Origin of the sequence: Georhizobium sp. MAB10 (assembly GCF_045012825.1) — a bacterium.
In the GTDB taxonomy this organism is placed as follows: Bacteria; Pseudomonadota; Alphaproteobacteria; order Rhizobiales; family Rhizobiaceae; genus Georhizobium; species Georhizobium profundi.
Genome location: NZ_CP118314.1, coordinates 2,572,461 through 2,589,655, shown reverse-complemented (window position 1 = coordinate 2,589,655; position 17,195 = coordinate 2,572,461). Strand labels below are relative to the sequence as shown.

The window sequence follows — 17,195 nt, the reverse complement described above, 5'->3', positions numbered from 1 at the left end:
TCGGGCAAAAAGGTTAGAGTTCATAATGAGAGCCGGTTCGAAGTTCATGGGTGCGGTGTCTGCCGTCGCCCTAGCCACGGGAATTGCATCCAGCGGAGCGGGTATTGCTTTCCTGAGTGCAACGACCGCCGCACAGGCCGCAGTCGTCAACAGCATCCAGGTGCAGGGCAACAGCCGCATCGATGCCGAGACCGTTCGCGGCAACATCACCATTCGCCCAGGTCAGGACTTCACGAACGCCGATATCGACGAATCCGTCCGTCGCCTGTTCGCCACCGGCCTGTTCTCCGACATCCGCATTGCCCAGCAGGGTGGGGCGCTCGTCGTTACGGTTTCCGAAAACCAGATCCTCAATCAGGTGGTCTTCAACGGCAACAGCCGCATCCGCGACCGCCAGCTTGAGGGCATCGTCCAGACCAAGCCGCTCGGACCCTACAGCGAGCCGCTCGTTCAGGCTGACATTCAGGCGATCCGCGACGCTTACGCCGCGATCGGCCGAAACGATGCCACGGTAACGACCAATACGGTCACGCTCGCCGATGGCCGCATCAACCTCGCTTTCGAAGTCAACGAAGGCGACCGTACGCGTATCTCGACCGTCAATTTCGTCGGCAACCAGGCCTTCAATGATGGCCGCCTTCGCGAAGTGATCACGACGAAGCGCTCGAACTTTCTGTCGTTCCTGACGCGCCGTGACGTTTACGCCGAAGACAAGCTGCGCGCGGACGAAGAACTGCTGCGCCGCTTCTATTACAACCGTGGCTACGCGGACTTCCAGGTCGTATCGTCCTTCGCTGAGCTCGATCCGGCAACCAACGAGTACACGGTCACGATCACCGTCCAGGAAGGCGAGCGTTACAACTTCGGCGCAGTCAATGTCGAAAGCTCCGTTGCCGACGTGAACACCGAAGAGCTTCAGGCACTCGTTCAAAGTCGTGCAGGCGCGACCTACAGCGCGGAAGACGTCGAAGACACGATCGTTGCGATTTCCGAGCGCGTTGCTGACTCCGGCTTCCCATTCGCTCAGGTCACGCCGCGTGGCGATCGCGATTTCGCAAACCGCACGATTTCGGTCAGCTACCTCATCGACCAGGGCCCGCGCGCCTATGTCGAGCGCATTGAAATCCGCGGTAACACCCGGACTCGCGACTACGTCATCCGCCGCGAATTCGACCTGTCGGAAGGCGATGCCTTCAACCAGGCCATGGTTCGCCGTGCACGTGAGCGCCTCCAGCGTCTCGGCTATTTCGGCTCGGTCGAAATTTCGACGGCGCCCGGTTCGCAGCCCGACCGCATCATCATCATTGTGGATGTTCAGGACCAGCCGACCGGTGAGTTCTCGATCGGTGCCGGTTATTCGACGGGCAGCGATGGCGGTGCATCGATCGAAGCCTCTGTAACGGAGCGCAACTTCCTCGGTCGTGGCCAGTTCATCCGCGTTGCCGCCGGTGGTGGCGAGAATTCGCGCAGCTACCGCGTCAGCTTCACCGAGCCTTATTTCCTCGGCTACCGTCTCGCCGCGGGCTTCGACGTGTTCCGCGTCGAAGACGACCGCCCGGACAACTACAGCTACGAGCAGACCGGTGTGACGTTGCGCGTCGCAGCACCCATCACCAACAACCTGACGGCTGGCCTGGCCTACAACTTCGCCGAAACCCGCTACACGGGAACAGACTCGTCGCTGTCGCTCGCCTATCAGCAGGGCATCGCCAGCAGCCCGTGGATCAAGTCGTCGATCTCGCCGACGCTTACCTTCAACACGCTGGATGACCGCCAGCTGCCACGTGACGGCATCTTCGCCGAAGCCGGCATGGAAGTCGCTGGCCTCGGTGGCGATGCGGAGTTCATCAAGTTCACGGGTCGGGCAAACTACTTCCAGCTGCTGTCTGAGTCTCAGGACATCATCGGCTCGGTTGCCGTTGGTGCGGGCCACATGGTTTCGCTCGGCGACAATGCGCGCGTGTTCGACCAGTTCCTGCAGGGCGGCGAGACCATTCGTGGTTTCGATGCGCGTGGCTTCGGTCCGCGGTCTGAGCTTCTGGCCGATGGCGATCGTGATGCGCTGGGCGGCACGACCTACTTCAACGCGTCCGCTGAAGCATCCATGCCGATGCCGGTCGTCCCGCGTGACTTCGGTCTTCGCGTTGCAGCCTTTGCCGATGCCGGTACGCTCTATGGGACTGATCTTGATCCGTCCGTCACCGTCGGTGGCGTCGGCTTCGACCAGACCTGGCGCGCCTCGGTTGGTGCGTCGCTCATCTGGGCTTCTCCCTTCGGGCCGCTGCGTCTCGACTACGCCGTGCCGGTCGCCAAGGAAGAGTTCGACGATGTTCAGGAATTCCGCTTCGGCGCATCGTCGCGGTTCTAACCGCTTCTCGACGCGAGCACGCAATCCAAAGCCGGGCATGATGCCCGGCTCATTCATTCTGTAAGCTGCCGATGGATCGTCCAATTTTCTTCCCGCCGCATACCGGCATCCCGCTTGGGCAGCTCGCGGCGGAGATCGGCGCAGAATTGCACGATCCGCGTCTCTCTGACCGTCTGATCACATCGGTCGCACCTCTTTCTCGCGCAGCCGTTCAGGATCTGACATTCATCACGTCACGGCGTCATGCCGAGATGCTGGTCGGGTTGAAGGCCGGAGCCATCGTCTGCCACAAGGACATGGCGCCGTCCGTTCCGGATAATGTCGCCGCGCTACTTGCGCCGGCACCCCAGTCTGCCTTTGCGCGCGCTGCAGCGCTGCTTTACCCCTCATCCATGCGTCCGCTGACGCTGACGAACGAAAGCGGCATTTCGCCTAAAGCCTTTGTGCATCCGGGTGCACAGCTTGAGCCAGGCGTGGTCGTGGATGTCAGCGCCGTCGTCGGAGATGGGGCTGAGATTGGCGCCGGCACCATCATCGGCGCTGCTGCCGTGATTGGACCCGGCTGCAAGATCGGTCGCAACTGCTCCATCGGCCCCAACAGCACCGTGCAGTGCTCGCTCATCGGCAATGATGTGATCATCCATCCAGGCGCACGGATCGGGCAGGACGGTTTCGGCTATGCGCCGTCGCCCGCCGGCATGCTCAAGATCCCGCAGCTCGGCCGCGTCATCATCCAGGATCGCGTCGAGATCGGCGCGAACACGGCCGTCGACCGCGGCGCCATGGACGACACGGTGATCGGCGAGGGCACGAAGATCGATAATCTCGTCCAAGTTGGTCACAATGTCCGCGTTGGTCGCCACTGCGTGATCGTAGGTCAGGTTGCGATCGCCGGCAGCGTGACGATCGGCGATCAGGTCATGATCGGCGGCGGCACCACCATCGCGGGACACCTTCAGATCGGCGCAGGCGCGCAGATTGCCGGTATGAGCGCCGTTGCCGCCGATGTGCCCGGCGCGGCCCGCTGGGGCGGCATTCCGGCTCGACCCATGCGTGCCTTTCTGCGCGACATGGCCGAAATCCGCGCCCGCGCATTTAACAGAAGCTCGAAGAACGTAGGAGTTGAGCCGGATGAATGACATGACCGGCACCGAGACCATGGATGAGCTGGATGTGCGGGCCATCATGCGTCTGCTGCCCCATCGCTATCCATTTCTGCTGATCGACCGGATCATCGGCATCGTGCGGGATGAACGGGCGATCGGCATCAAGAACGTGACGGCCAACGAGCCTCATTTCACCGGGCATTTTCCTGAAAATCCCATCATGCCTGGCGTTCTCATCGTCGAAGGCATGGCGCAGACTGCCGGCGCGATTTGCGCACGCCATCAGGCGAAAAGCTCGACGCTCGTCTACTTCATGACCATCGACAATGCCCGCTTCCGCAAGCCGGTTGTTCCTGGCGACCGGGTGGAGTATCACGTTGCCAAGATCAAACAGCGCGGCAATGTCTGGAAGTTCCACTGCGAAGCGCTCGTCGGCGGCATCAAGGTGGCCGAAGCCGATATCGGTGCCATGCTTGCGCAGCAGGAAAGCGAGAACGAATGACCTCTGCCTCAGCGCGGGTTCACCCTTCCTCGGTCATCGAGGAAGGTGCAGTCATTGGCGAGAATGTTTCGATTGGCCCTTTCTGCCATATCGGCCCGAATGTCGTGCTGGGCGATGATTGCCAGATCCTTAGTCATGTCGCGATTACCGGCTTCACTGTTCTCGGCAAAGGCTGCCGCGTATTTCCCGGCGCCATGCTGGGGTTCGAACCGCAAAACCTGGCCTATAAGGGCGAGCAGACGCGTCTCGAAATCGGCGAAGGCTGCACGATGCGCGAAGGCGTCACCATGCATCCGGGCATGCCGAACGCCGGTGGGCTGACTTCGGTCGGCAAGAACTGCCTGTTCCTCGCTTATAGCCACGTCGCCCATGACTGCCATGTCGGCGATAACGTCGTTCTCTCCAACAACGTCATGTTGGCCGGTCACGTGACGGTCGGCGATCGGGTCATCATCGGCGGCGGCGCTGCCGTCCACCAGTTTGCCCGTATCGGCCATCGCGCCTTCATCGGCGGTCTGTCGGCCGTCAATTTCGACGTCATCCCCTACGGCATGCTCAACGGCAATCCGGGCGTGCTCGGCGGCCTCAATATCATCGGTATGCAGCGCGCCGGTATGGACAAGGCCAGCATCCACGAAGTGCGCCGCGCTTTCCGTCACATCTTCCAGGGTCCGGGCTCCGTGCGCCAGAACGCAGCGGAAGCACGTGCGCTCTATTCGAGCAACGAGACCGTCGGGCAAATCATCGATTTCATCGAGGCCGAGAGCGAACGCGCGCTGTCGTCGCCGGCCCGGGCTCATCGGTAGGCCTTCCATGGCGGCGGTCAGCCGAGAGCCGGGCAGGGGTCGCGTCGCGATCCTCGCCGGTGCCGGCAATCTGCCGACCCATGTCGCCCGCGCCATTCGTTCCGCGGGCGAAGATCCCTTCATCATTGCCTTGAGCGCAGAGGCCGATGGTGACTGGACCAGCTTTCAGCACGAACGCATCGGCACAGGCGATTTCGCCGCCGTGGAGCGTATCGTCAGGGTCAACGGCATCGACCGCCTGATCCTGTCGGGAAGCGTCAAGCGGCGCCCAGAATGGCGCGAGATCCGTCCGACCTGGAAGACGCTCGCACGCATGCCGGGTGTCGTCCGAACATTGTTGCGCGGCGGAGACGACCAGGTCCTGCGCATGGTCATCGCCTTGATCGAAGGCGCTGGTGCCCGTGTCATCGGCGCCCATGAAGTGGCGCCCGATCTAGTCGCAACTCTTGGTGCTCTGACCTCGATCGAGCCTGATGCCGCCAGCAAACGTGACATAGTCGCCGGCAGAGAAGCCGCTTTGGCCCTCGGCCTGCTCGATGTCGGTCAGGCAGCTGTTGCAATCGGCGGCCGGGTCATTGCGCTAGAGGGCGTCGAGGGCACCGACGAAATGCTCGCACGCGTCGCCGATCTGCGCCGCCGCGGCCGGCTTTCCACCTCACGCAAAGGCGTACTGGTCAAATTCTGCAAGCCCGGTCAAGATGAACGCGCAGACCTGCCGACGATCGGTGCCGGCACGGTGAGGGGTCTGATCGAGGCTGGCCTTGCCGGCGTTGCCGTCGAAGCCGGACGATCCTTGCTGCTGGAACGCGAAGCCGCAATCTCGGCTGCCAATGAAGCAGGCATATTCATCGCCGGCGTCACGCGGGAAGATTGATGATCGACCGGGCCATGACATCGCGCCGCGTCAAAGTCGCGATTATCGCCGGCGAACCATCTGGCGATCGCTTGGGGGCGGATTTGATCGCAGCCATGAAGATGCAGGCGGGCGACCGTTCGATCGACCTCGTCGGCATTGGCGGCGAGGAAATGCAGGGCGAGGGTCTGGTCTCGCTCTTCGACTACTCGGAGCTCTCCATCGTCGGGGTGAGCGCCGTCGTCGCGAAGCTCCCCAAGCTCTTGTGGCGCATCCGTCAGGCAGCCGATGCGATCGTCGAGGCCAAGCCCGACGTCCTGATCATCATCGATAGCCCGGATTTCACGCACCGCGTCGCCCGTCGCGTGAAGGCGCGGCTTCCCGATCTGCCGGTCATCGACTATGTGTGCCCGACCGTCTGGGCGTGGAAGCCGGAGCGCGCGCCTGCGATGCGCGGCTATGTCGACCACGTGCTGTCGGTTTTTCCTTTCGAGCCCCAAGTTGTCGCGGCTCTTGGTGGCCCACCAACCACCTATGTCGGCCACCGATTGGTGTTCGACATGGGACTGCTGTCCGCGCGGGCCGAGCAGCTGGACCGCCGGCGCAAACAGCAGCTGACCGGTCTCTGCATGCTGCTTCCCGGTTCGCGCAAATCGGAACTCACACGCCTGCTACCCGTCTTCGCCGAGGCCGCAGCCGAGCTCTCGGCTTTGCGTCCGGGCGTGCGGTTCGTCCTTCCGACGATTGCGCGCCACCAAGCATTTGTTGCCGAGCAGGTCGCGACCTGGCCAGTCAAGGTTGAGGTTGTCGTGGGCGCGAAATGGGGCGCTTTCGCGCAATCCGACGCCGCGCTTGCCGCCTCCGGCACCGTGCTTTTGGAACTGGCACTGGCCGGCGTTCCTTGCGTCTCGGCCTATAAGCTCGACCCTCTGGCCAAACTGCTGATCTCGAAGATCACCGGCTGGAGCGCGGCGCTGCCGAACCTCATCGCTGATTATCCGGTCATACGCGAGTTCTTCAACGATCAGGCCCGTGGCAATCGGCTGGCCCGCGAAACCTTGCGTCTGATGGATCACACGATCGAGCGCAAGGCCATGCTGGAGGGTTTTGATACCGTCCGCAGGGCCATGTCGGTGACCCGCACCCCAAGCGAGCACGCAGCCGAAATCGTGCTTCGTTTCATCGATCGTCCAAACGTGACCGGCGATCCTTCCGCAATTGCGCATTGAATGCGCAATTCCTACATAAAGGCCGGGAAAAGCACCGTTCGAGAGCCCTCGAAATTGGCTTTGACCGCACCGTTTCGCTATAAACGGCAAGCCGAATCTGACCTTAGAGAACGTGATCCATTTTGACTGAGATAGTTCCCCCCGGCGGGCCGCAGGGCCCATCTGGCATAGAGCCGGTTTCGATCGTCGATGAGATGCAGCGCTCCTATCTCGATTACGCCATGAGCGTGATCGTGTCGCGTGCGCTGCCCGACGTGCGCGACGGCCTGAAGCCGGTGCATCGGCGCATCCTCTATGCGATGCACGAGAGCGGTTATCACTGGAACAGGAAATACGTGAAGTCGTCGCGCATCGTCGGCGACGTCATGGGTAAGTATCACCCGCACGGCGACAGCGCGATCTACGACGCCATGGTGCGCATGGCGCAGCCCTGGTCGCTGCGCGCGATGCTCATCGACGGGCAGGGCAATTTCGGCTCGATCGACGGCGATCCGCCGGCGGCCATGCGCTACACCGAAGCGCGGCTGGCCAAGCTTGCGCATGAGCTTCTTGAAGACATCGACAAGGATACGGTCGATTTTCAGGAAACCTACGACAGCTCCGGCTCCGAGCCGAAGGTGCTGCCGGCACGGTTTCCGAACCTGCTCGCCAACGGCGCGGGCGGCATCGCCGTCGGCATGGCGACGAACATTCCGCCACACAATCTCGGTGAACTGGTCGATGGCTGCATCGCGCTGATCGACGATCCGTCGCTCGACCTGATCCAGCTCATGGAATTCATTCCCGGTCCCGATTTCCCCACGGGCGGCATCATCCTTGGACGCTCCGGCATCCGCAGCGCGTTCGAAACCGGCCGTGGCTCGGTCGTCATGCGCGGCAAAGTGCATTTCGAGCAGATCCGAGGCGACCGCGAAGCCATCATCATCACCGAAGTTCCCTATCAGGTGAACAAGGCGACGATGATCGAGAAGATGGCCGAGCTGGTGCGCGACAAGCGCATCGAGGGCATCTCGGACCTTCGCGACGAGTCGGACCGGCAGGGTTACCGCGTCGTCGTCGAGCTCAAGCGCGACGCCAATGCCGACGTGATCCTCAACCAGCTTTATCGCTACACGCCCCTGCAGACCTCGTTCGGCTGCAACATGGTGGCGCTCAACGGCGGCAAGCCGGAGCTGATGAACCTGATGGACATGCTGAGGGCGTTCATCGCCTTCCGCGAGACCGTCATCTCCCGGCGCACCAAGTTTCTGCTGCGCAAGGCGCGCGACCGCGCCCACGTGCTTGTCGGCATGGCGATCGCCGTCGCCAACATCGATGAAGTCATCCACCTGATCCGCAATGCGCCGGACCCGCAGGCTGCACGCGAGCAGTTGATGGAGCGCCGCTGGCCGGCAAAGGACGTTGCGCCGCTCATCCGGCTCATCGACGATCCGCGCCATCGCATCAACGAGGACGGCACCTACAATCTTTCCGAGGAACAGGCGCGCGCCATCCTCGAGCTGCGTCTGCAGCGCCTCACCGCACTCGGCCGGGAGGAAATCGACGACGAGCTCAACAAGATCGGCGAGGAGATCAAGGATTACCTCGATATCCTTTCTTCGCGCGTCCGCATTCGTGAGATCATCAAGCAGGAATTGCGCGACGTCAAAGACGAATTCGGCACGCCGCGGCGGACCGAGCTCGGCGATGGCGGCCCCGACATGGACGATGAGGACCTCATCGCCCGCGAGGACATGGTCGTTACCGTCTCGCACTCGGGCTACATCAAGCGCGTGCCGCTTGCGACCTATCGGGCGCAGCGCCGTGGCGGCAAGGGTCGTTCAGGCATGGCGACGCGCGACGAGGATTTCGTCACGCGCCTCTTCGTTGCCAATACGCACACGCCGGTGCTGTTCTTCTCCTCGCGGGGCATCGTCTACAAGGAAAAGGTCTGGCGCCTGCCGATCGGCACGCCCCAGTCTCGCGGCAAGGCGCTGATCAACCTTCTGCCCATCGAGCATGGCGACCGCATTACTGCGATCATGCCGCTGCCCGAGGATGAGGAAAGCTGGGCCAATCTCGACGTCATGTTCTCCACGACGCGGGGAACGGTCCGTCGCAACAAGCTGTCGGATTTCGTTCAGGTGAACCGCAATGGCAAGATCGCCATGAAGTTCGACGACGAGAGCGATCAAATCCTGAACGTTGAGACCTGCACCGAGCACGACGACGTCGTTCTCACGACCGCGCTCGGACAGTCGATCCGTTTCCCGACGACGGATGTGCGTGTTTTCGCAGGCCGCAATTCGATCGGTGTTCGCGGCATCTCGCTGGCTGACAGCGATCACGTGATCTCCATGGCGATCCTGTCGCATGTGGATGCGGATCCGGCCGAACGCGCTGCCTTCCTGAAGCGGGCAACGGCAGAGCGGCGCTCGGCGAATGGTGATGAAGAAGAAGTCACGCTGGTGGGAGAAGACGTCGTCGAAGCCGTCGACCTCAACAATGAGCGGTTCGAGGAGCTGAAGGCCCGCGAACAGTTCGTTCTGACCGTCAGCGCCAAGGGCTATGGCAAGCTTTCATCGTCCTATGATTTCCGCATCTCCGGACGTGGCGGCAAGGGCATCCGGGCAACCGACATCGCCAAGATCGGGGAAATCGGTGAACTCGTGGCCTTCTTCCCGGTCGAGCGCGGCGATCAGATCATGCTGGTCTCCAATGGCGGCCAGTTGATTCGGGTACCCGTCAGTGGCATCCGCATCGCCAGCCGTGCGACCAAGGGCGTCACGATCTTCTCGACCTCGAAGGACGAACGCGTGGTTTCGGTCGAGCGCATCAGCGAACCGGAGCCGGAAGCCGTCGACGAAGTGCTTGAGGAAGCCGCCGAGGCGGACGCACTCGAAGAAATCGCGCGCGAGAGCGACGCCGACGATGCGAGCGGGAATAACGAAGAGACGGGCAGCAGCGAAGAATAAGCTGCTGTATCTGTCATCGGAATACAAAAAAACCGGTCGCGGAGGGAACGCGACCGGTTTTTGATTTGTCCTCGTCGGGGCAGGGAAACCCAAACTTCGGACTGGAGGTCAGTCAGTCGTTTTGCCGTGAGGCAAATCTAAAAGCGGCGCGTGGTCCGCGCTCTTGCTCTTGCTTGTTTTGCTTCTCGTCTCATCTGCGTCAGCATGGCCGCCACATCTGTAATCAATACGCACGCAATAAAAGCGGCAAAAATGGTCAGGGTCGTCAGCATGGCGTGCTCTTTTAAGCTTGAGCTCAATAGTATTGGTGACGAACCGGGTTACGCACAGACTTGGACTGCCGGTTTTCGCTGCTCAGCGCCACTGCAGTGGCAACTGTCATAGCGATGAACATGACGATAGCGAGGATCAGAAGAGGCATGGTTCCAGTCTCCGTTATGCTCAATGAACGCAGGCGTCCAAAAAAGGTTTCACTCGATACTTGGATTTTAAGCAGTGTATCGCTGAGCCAGACTTGAACGGGCCATTCATTTCGCGTTCATCGGCCATTGAAGGTCGAGGCGCCGTTGCTTGCGCGACGACCGACGGCGTGACACAAGGCAGCCGATGCCGAGGAACCACCAATGACCACTGCCTTCTATCCCGGGTCCTTCGACCCATTGACCAACGGCCATCTCGATGTGCTGCTGCAGGCATTGTCACTCGGCGAAAAACTGGTCGTCGGCATTGGTATCCACCCGGGCAAGAAGCCGCTCTTCAGCTTCGAAGAACGCGCAGATCTCATTCGCGCGTCCCTGAAGGAAGTCCTGCCGGACGCTTTGTCCCGCGTCACGGTTGTCGCGTTTGGCAATCTCGTTGTGGATGCGGCGCGTGATAATAGCGCCTCGATCCTGATCCGCGGCCTGCGCGACGGGACCGACCTCGATTACGAGATGCAGATGGCCGGTATGAACCGCCAGATGGCGCCCGACATTCAGACTGTGTTTCTGCCGGCCGGAGCCTCGTCCCGGCCGATTACGGCCACATTGGTGCGCCAGATCGCTTCGATGGGTGGCGATGTCAGTGCTTTCGTTCCGGGTTCGGTTCGATCGGCTTTGGCGGCGCGTTTCCCTGCACAAGACCAAAATTGACCCAATTGGAGATTGCCTGATGAAATTCGTGCTGGCCGCGACAACCGCACTTATGTTGGGAGGCCTTTCGGCCATGGCACAAGAGGCAGCTGGTGATCTCGTCATCGAATTGAAGGACGGCATCGTGCGCGTCGACCTGCTCGACGATGTGGCACCTCAACACGCGCAGCGCCTGCGCGAGCTCGCCGCTGCCGGCGAGTACGACAATGTCGCCTTTCACCGCGTGATCGACGGCTTCATGGCCCAGACGGGCGATGTGGAGTTCGGTGACCTGACCGATGGCTATATGGCGCCTCGCGCCGGCACCGGCGGCTCCGACCTGCCGAACCTTCCCGCTGAATTTTCCGATGTGCCTTTCGAGCGTGGGGTTGTCGGCATGGCGCGCTCGCAGGATGCGAACTCGGCCAATTCCCAGTTCTTCATCATGTTCGACGAAGGCTCGTTCCTGAACGGCCAGTACACGGTCGTCGGCCGCGTGAAGGAAGGGATGGACTATGTGGACGCGATCAAGAAGGGCGATCAGGCAGCCAATGGCTCCGTCGACAGCCCGGACCGCATGATCAGCGTGCGCGTCGAATAATCCAAAATACGAATCGAAAACAGGAGAGACCCATGGCCGAGATCAAGGATCCGGAAAACGCACTCGTGATGGAAACGACCAAGGGCAGGGTCGTGATCGAACTCATGCCGGACCTCGCGCCCGAGCACGTCAAGCGCATCAAGGAACTTGCCCGCGAGACTGCCTATGATGGCGTCGTCTTCCACCGCGTCATCGATGGCTTCATGGCACAGACTGGCGACGTGAAATTCGGAAAGAGCGGCGGCAAGGACTTCAACCCGGGCCGTGCCGGTATGGGTGGTTCCGACAAGCCGGACCTGAAGGCGGAATTCTCCAATGTCAGCCATGTGCGCGGCACATGCTCGATGGCCCGCTCGCAGAGCCCGAATTCGGCCAACTCGCAGTTCTTTATCTGCTTGGCCGACGCTCCTTGGCTCAACAAGCAGTATTCCGTCTGGGGTCAGGTGCTGGAAGGCATGGATGTCATCGACCTGATCAAGAAGGGCGAGCCCGTTCGCGACCCCGACCAAATCGTTTCGCTGCGGGTTGCCGCAGACGCATGATGCTTCCGCGCTTCGCTCTCCTGGTCCTCGCACTCTCGGCGATTGCGCAGGCCGCCAACGCGACCGGCACGATCACCTGCGCCGATCAGGACGACCGCGTGGCGCTGGAGCTTTCGATCGGCTCCTTGCCGGTCCTCAAGGTGGTCGGCGGCTCCATTGCCGTCGACGACCGGATGATTTCGATCGGCGATGAAGGCGCGGACGCCTTTGCCGTCGGTCAGGCCTTCCGCGCAGACGGGCGGCTGATGGTGGATTTCACCGACACGAATGTCGAGGCCGTGACGGCGCGATTGCGCCTCGAAGAGACCGGAGAGGCACGCGATTTCGCGACTGCCGGAACGTTCCAACTTGTCGGTACGGGCGCCTACGCCGTGACCTGCGTCGGACCTTGATCCATGCGCGTCGATCTCTTCGATTTCGATCTGCCCGATGAGCGGATCGCGCTCAGACCTGCCGTGCCACGCGACAGTGCTAGGCTTCTGGGAGTCGATCCGCATGCTCAGGCACCGCTGAGCGACCATATCGTCAGCGATCTTCCATTGTTGCTCGAGCCGGGCGATGCGCTCGTCTTCAACGACACCAAGGTCATCCCCGCGCAATTTGAGGGTCTGCGTCGTCGACCGGGTCCGGAAGGCGCCGATGTCACCGTCGGCGTCTCAGCGACCTTGCACATGCGCGCCGCATCCAACCAGTGGTGGGCATTCCTGAAACCCGGAAAGCGCGTGAAGCAGGGCGACCGGATCGAATTCGGCGGCTCCACCGAAACTTGCCTTGTCGGCCGCCTCGATGGGACCGTGATCGAGAAGGGCGAGGGCGGCGAAGTCTTGCTCGCTTTCGATCTCGACGGGCCGGCGCTCGACGAAGCGATCATGTCCGTCGGCCACGTGCCTCTGCCGCCCTATATCGCCTCCAAACGTCCCGAAGATGCGCAGGACCGCGCCGATTATCAGACAATCTATGCGCGTGAAGACGGAGCCGTCGCTGCGCCGACCGCCGGTCTGCATTTCACCGATGCCTTGTTGAGCGCCTTGGAAAGCCGCGGGATTGAACGTCACTTCGTGACCTTGCATGTCGGGGCCGGGACATTTCTTCCCGTAAAAGCTGAAACGACCGAAGATCATCGCATGCACTCTGAAATCGGTCATGTATCCGTGGCGACCGCCGATGCCTTGAACGCGGTGCGCGCCCGCGGCGGGCGGGTCGTTTCGGTGGGCACGACCTCGCTGCGGCTTCTGGAAAGTGCCGCCAGCGAAGATGGAAAAATCCAGCCTTGGTCGGGTGCGACCGACATCTTCATCACGCCCGGCTATCGCTTCCGTGCCGTCGACATGCTGATGACGAATTTCCACCTGCCGCGCTCGACGCTCTTCATGCTGGTATCTGCCTTTGCCGGGCTGGATACGATGCAAGCGGCTTACGCGCATGCCATCGCCAACGAGTACCGTTTCTATTCCTACGGCGATTCCTCACTGCTCAAGAAAGCCGACCATGAGTGACGTCTTCCGCTTCGATATCGCTGCGACCGATGGGGCGGCGCGCACAGGCGCGATATCGATGCCGCGCGGCACGGTCCGCACGCCCGCCTTCATGCCGGTCGGCACCGCCGGCACCGTCAAGGCGATGTATCTCGACCAAGTGCGCGACCTTGGCGCAGACATCATTCTTGGCAACACCTACCATTTGATGCTGCGGCCGGGTGCCGAGCGTGTCGCAAGGCTTGGCGGCATGCACGACCTGATCCGTTGGCCGCACCCGATCCTGACGGATTCGGGCGGGTTCCAGGTGATGTCGCTCTCCGGCCTGCGCAAGCTGGATGAACAGGGTGTCACGTTCCAATCGCATGTCGATGGCAGCCGCCACCACATGAGCCCGGAGCGATCGATCGAAATCCAGGGTCTGCTCGGATCGGACATCCAGATGCAGCTCGACGAATGTGTGGCTCTTCCTGCCAAGCGTTCCGAGGTCGAGCGTGCTATGGAAATGTCCGTGCGTTGGGCGGAGCGCTGCAAGACGGCATTCGGCGATCAACCCGGCAAGGCGATGTTCGGCATCGTGCAGGGTGGCGACCAGCCTGATCTGCGCGTCAAATCGGCGGAGGCGCTGAAGGCGCTCGACCTCAAGGGTTATGCCGTCGGCGGTCTTGCTGTGGGTGAACCGCAAGACGTGATGCTGGCCATGCTGGAGACGACGTGCCCCGTTTTGCCCAGCGAGAAGCCGCGCTATCTCATGGGTGTCGGCACGCCCGACGACATCATCAAGTCGGTCGCCCGCGGCATCGACATGTTCGACTGCGTGATGCCGACGCGCGCCGGCCGTCATGGCTTGGCGTTCACCAGAAGGGGCCGGATCAATCTGCGCAACGCCCGCCATGCGGAAGACACGCGGCCGCTGGACGAGGAGTCGGCATGCCCGGCGAGCCGAGACTACTCGCGGGCCTATCTGCACCATCTCGTGCGCGCCAACGAAGCACTGGGCGGCATGCTGCTTACCTGGAACAACCTTGCTTATTACCAGGACCTGATGCGCGGAATTCGCCAGGCGATCGCCGAGGGCCGTTTCGCGGACTTCATGGCCGAGACGCAGGACGAATGGGCGCGCGGAGATATCGCGCCGCGCTGATCAAGCGTCAGGTCTGCGGCGCGGCGGACTTCACCATCTGCACGCCGTTGATTTTGAAGACGCCATCCTCCTGCTTCTTGAGGATGTAAAGCGCCGTCCAGTCATCCCCGTCGGGCCCGGCAATCAGCACCTCCTGCGCGATGCGATCGCCTGCGAGCGGACGTGAGCGGCCAAAGGCGAAATTGTTGGGTCGATAAACCGGCGCATAGCTGCTCTGGACCATCTGGAAGAAGCGATCCTTGTCGACAAACATCGTCTGGATCTCGGGCGCAGCGTGGAAATAGGCGGCATCGGCGTCGTCGTCGAGGAATGCCGTAATCTGGCTTTCGATGACCGCTTGAGCCTCCTCGACATCGTCCGCCAAAGCCGGAAGAGGAGCGAAAGGCAAGGCGGCAAGCAGCAGGCCAATAAATGCAGTCTTGATGCGCATGGTGACCTCCAGCATGGGCTGATGATGGAAGGATAGGCGAGTCTCAGCGCGGGGGAAGTGCCCGGCAGACATATTCGAGCGCACCGTATGGCCAACGTGCAGCGGCTCTCCGAAACCTCTTTGATTTCCCGGTGGTTTTGCGGCGTGTGCGGTTCGGGAAGAAATCGTTCGCTTTTCCCGACGGAGATGAAAAGCGCATCCGGCAAGACTTTTGCGAACGCATTCCTGTTTCTTCATTGAGGCGCCGCGCTCCGGCACAATGCACGCTAGATCAACAGGAGTGCATCGTGGCCGACCGCGAACAACAGCTCAGCGTCTTTCCGGCCTTTTTCAAGGTCGATGACCGCGTTGTCGCGATCTTCGGAAACGGCGCCGAAGCTTTCGCCAAGACGCGGCTGGTGCTGAACACCCGCGCCGACATCCGCGTTTACGCAGACGCTCCGGAAGATGATTTCGCGCGTTTCATCCGCGAAAACGCCATCTTCCACATCCCCGCCGGCTTTTCGCGCGACGCGATCGAGAACGCGGTTCTCGTCTTCGCCGCGACGGGCGATGCTGCCGAGGATCGGCGGATCGTTGCGGAAGCGCGCGCGCTGCGCATCCCGGCAAACGCCGTCGATCAGCCGGAAGAATGCGACTTCTACACGCCGGCTCTGGTCAACCGCGCGCCGGTGGCTGTGGCGATCGGCACCGAAGGGGCTGGGCCGGTTCTCGGCCAGATGATCCGCTCGCGCATCGATCAGATGCTGTCACCGTCTCTGGGGTCTCTGGCACGTCTTGCAGCGAGCTACCGTATCGCGGTCGACCGGCTGATGCCTCGCGGCGTCGCCCGACGCATTTTTTGGCGCCGGTTCTTCGAAGGCGGCGTTGCCGACCGAGTCGCTCGCGGCGATCTCTCCCAGGCACGGCGCGAGGCGACACGCATGCTGCGCCAGCGCGAGGATGTCGAAGGCCATGTCTGGCTGGTTGGCGCTGGTCCTGGTGCGGTCGATCTCCTGACGCTGCGCGCCCAGCGCGTGTTGATGGAAGCCGATGTCATCGTCTACGACGCGCTTGTTCCCCAGGAGATCGTGGACATGGGCCGTCGCGATGCCGACCGGTTTTCCGTGGGCAAGCGCAAGGGCTGCCATTCCAAGTCGCAGAACGAGATCAATGCGCTTCTGGTCGAACTCGCTTCCACCGGCAAGCGCGTGGTTCGGCTGAAATCCGGCGATCCGCTGGTCTACGGGCGCGCTGCTGAGGAAATGGCCGCATTGCGTGATGCCGGGATCGGTTATGAAATCGTTCCGGGCATCACATCCGCATTCGCTGCAGCGGCAGACTTTGAACTTCCGCTGACGCTGCGCGGCGTCGCATCCTCAATGGTTTTCACGACCGGCCATGATCTTCAGGGTGAGACGCTGCCCGACTGGGCGAGCCTGGCATGCTCGGGTGCGACGATTGCCGTCTATATGGGCCGGACCGTGGCCGCCGACGTGGCGCGCCGCCTGGTCGCAGCCGGCATGTCGCCCGATACGACGGTCGCCGTGATCGAGAATGCCAGCCGCTCGGATCGGCGGCTCTTCCACGGCGTCCTGGCCGATCTCCCGGCGATCCAGGATCGCAGCGATCTGACCGGTCCTGTCATGGTCATCATCGGCGACGCTGTTGCCGGCGCCAATTTTGCAAATTCAACGCTGCTGGAGCCGCTCATGGCGGCCAGCGAAGCGGCTTAAAGATAAGAAAAGGAGTTCACGCATGGCTCTCAAGGTTCTCACCGCCAATCGGCTCAGCGACGGCATCGCCGTCTGGCTCGGTGCCGATGGTTCCTGGCAGGAAACGATCGACGAGGCTTTCGTCGCGCGCCACGAGGCAGCGCTGACGGGCCTTCAGGATGCCGAGAAAGTGGCGGCATTCGACATCCAGGTCGTCGATGTGACGCTGGTCGATGTCGAGGAGCGTGACGGACACCTTTATCCGCTTCGCTTGCGTGAGCGCATTCGCGCGACAGGCCCGACCGTACGCCTCGATCTTGGCAAGCAGGCCGAAACGCTTGCAGATGATGCCGCTGCAATCGCAGCCTGAAGGACGCTTCGC

The 17,195-nt window shown here is 62.0% G+C and carries 17 protein-coding genes; 15 read left to right on the top strand and 2 right to left on the bottom strand.

What is annotated here, in order from left to right; translation table 11 throughout:
• Positions 1-25 precede the first annotated feature (25 nt).
• From bamA to gyrA, 7 genes are all read left to right on the top strand, one after another.
• Entirely contained in the window at positions 26-2,368 is a 2,343-nt protein-coding gene (gene bamA / locus PU133_RS12260) for an outer membrane protein assembly factor BamA (RefSeq protein WP_404861933.1), read from the top strand.
• Positions 2,369-2,439: 71 nt separating this feature from the next.
• Positions 2,440-3,507, top strand: coding sequence for a UDP-3-O-(3-hydroxymyristoyl)glucosamine N-acyltransferase (lpxD, locus tag PU133_RS12255; RefSeq protein WP_126010413.1), 1,068 nt, complete (start codon positions 2,440-2,442; stop codon positions 3,505-3,507).
• Between the two features lies 1 nt (position 3,508).
• Entirely contained in the window at positions 3,509-3,976 is a 468-nt protein-coding gene (fabZ, locus tag PU133_RS12250) for a 3-hydroxyacyl-ACP dehydratase FabZ (protein WP_245451555.1), read from the top strand.
• Positions 3,973-4,782 (top strand): acyl-ACP--UDP-N-acetylglucosamine O-acyltransferase, encoded by an 810-nt coding sequence (gene lpxA / locus PU133_RS12245; RefSeq protein WP_126010411.1) that lies wholly within the window; start codon positions 3,973-3,975, stop codon positions 4,780-4,782. The genes fabZ and lpxA overlap by 4 nt, the downstream gene beginning before the upstream one ends.
• A gap of 7 nt (positions 4,783-4,789) precedes the next feature.
• Complete coding sequence (locus PU133_RS12240; protein WP_404861932.1) at positions 4,790-5,656, top strand: LpxI family protein; 867 nt, start codon at positions 4,790-4,792, stop codon at positions 5,654-5,656.
• 14 nt (positions 5,657-5,670) lie between these two features.
• Positions 5,671-6,864 (top strand): lipid-A-disaccharide synthase, encoded by a 1,194-nt coding sequence (gene lpxB / locus PU133_RS12235; protein ID WP_404864523.1) that lies wholly within the window; start codon positions 5,671-5,673, stop codon positions 6,862-6,864.
• Between the two features lie 122 nt (positions 6,865-6,986).
• Positions 6,987-9,818, top strand: a complete 2,832-nt coding sequence (gyrA, locus tag PU133_RS12230; protein WP_404861931.1) for a DNA gyrase subunit A — start codon at positions 6,987-6,989, stop codon at positions 9,816-9,818.
• Positions 9,819-9,955: 137 nt separating this feature from the next.
• On the opposite strand, the gene PU133_RS12225 is transcribed toward gyrA, so the two are convergent.
• Positions 9,956-10,090 (bottom strand): hypothetical protein, encoded by a 135-nt coding sequence (locus tag PU133_RS12225; RefSeq protein WP_404861930.1) that lies wholly within the window; start codon positions 10,088-10,090, stop codon positions 9,956-9,958.
• Positions 10,091-10,441: 351 nt separating this feature from the next.
• On the opposite strand from PU133_RS12225, the gene coaD reads away from it, so the two are divergent.
• The 6 genes from coaD to tgt all read left to right on the top strand — a co-directional run bounded on the left by coaD (position 10,442) and on the right by tgt (position 14,689).
• Positions 10,442-10,948 (top strand): pantetheine-phosphate adenylyltransferase, encoded by a 507-nt coding sequence (coaD, locus tag PU133_RS12220; protein WP_404861929.1) that lies wholly within the window; start codon positions 10,442-10,444, stop codon positions 10,946-10,948.
• 73 nt (positions 10,949-11,021) lie between these two features.
• The gene (locus PU133_RS12215) at positions 11,022-11,528 is read left to right on the top strand and encodes a peptidylprolyl isomerase (protein WP_404861928.1); all 507 of its coding nucleotides are present in this window, start codon (positions 11,022-11,024) and stop codon (positions 11,526-11,528) included.
• Positions 11,529-11,560: 32 nt separating this feature from the next.
• The gene (locus PU133_RS12210; protein ID WP_126010406.1) at positions 11,561-12,070 is read left to right on the top strand and encodes a peptidylprolyl isomerase; all 510 of its coding nucleotides are present in this window, start codon (positions 11,561-11,563) and stop codon (positions 12,068-12,070) included.
• Positions 12,067-12,462, top strand: coding sequence for a hypothetical protein (locus tag PU133_RS12205; protein WP_404861927.1), 396 nt, complete (start codon positions 12,067-12,069; stop codon positions 12,460-12,462). Before PU133_RS12210 ends, PU133_RS12205 begins: the two co-directional genes overlap by 4 nt.
• Before the next feature lie 3 nt (positions 12,463-12,465).
• On the top strand, positions 12,466-13,566 hold the full coding sequence (gene queA, locus PU133_RS12200; protein ID WP_404861926.1) for a tRNA preQ1(34) S-adenosylmethionine ribosyltransferase-isomerase QueA: 1,101 nt from the start codon (positions 12,466-12,468) through the stop codon (positions 13,564-13,566).
• Entirely contained in the window at positions 13,559-14,689 is a 1,131-nt protein-coding gene (gene tgt / locus PU133_RS12195) for a tRNA guanosine(34) transglycosylase Tgt (protein WP_404861925.1), read from the top strand. The genes queA and tgt overlap by 8 nt, the downstream gene beginning before the upstream one ends.
• Positions 14,690-14,696: 7 nt before the next feature.
• Here tgt and PU133_RS12190 read toward each other — a convergent pair whose 3' ends face one another.
• Positions 14,697-15,377, bottom strand: coding sequence for a DUF4864 domain-containing protein (locus PU133_RS12190; protein WP_404861924.1), 681 nt, complete (start codon positions 15,375-15,377; stop codon positions 14,697-14,699).
• 29 nt (positions 15,378-15,406) lie between these two features.
• Here PU133_RS12190 and cysG point away from each other — a divergent pair, with 29 nt between their 5' ends.
• Together cysG and PU133_RS12180 are read left to right on the top strand one after the other, a co-directional pair.
• A complete protein-coding gene (cysG, locus tag PU133_RS12185) occupies positions 15,407-16,834 on the top strand; it encodes a siroheme synthase CysG (protein WP_404861923.1) in 1,428 nt (475 codons plus the stop codon).
• A 22-nt stretch (positions 16,835-16,856) separates the two neighbouring features.
• Entirely contained in the window at positions 16,857-17,183 is a 327-nt protein-coding gene (locus PU133_RS12180; protein ID WP_126010400.1) for a DUF2849 domain-containing protein, read from the top strand.
• Positions 17,184-17,195: the final 12 nt, after the last annotated feature.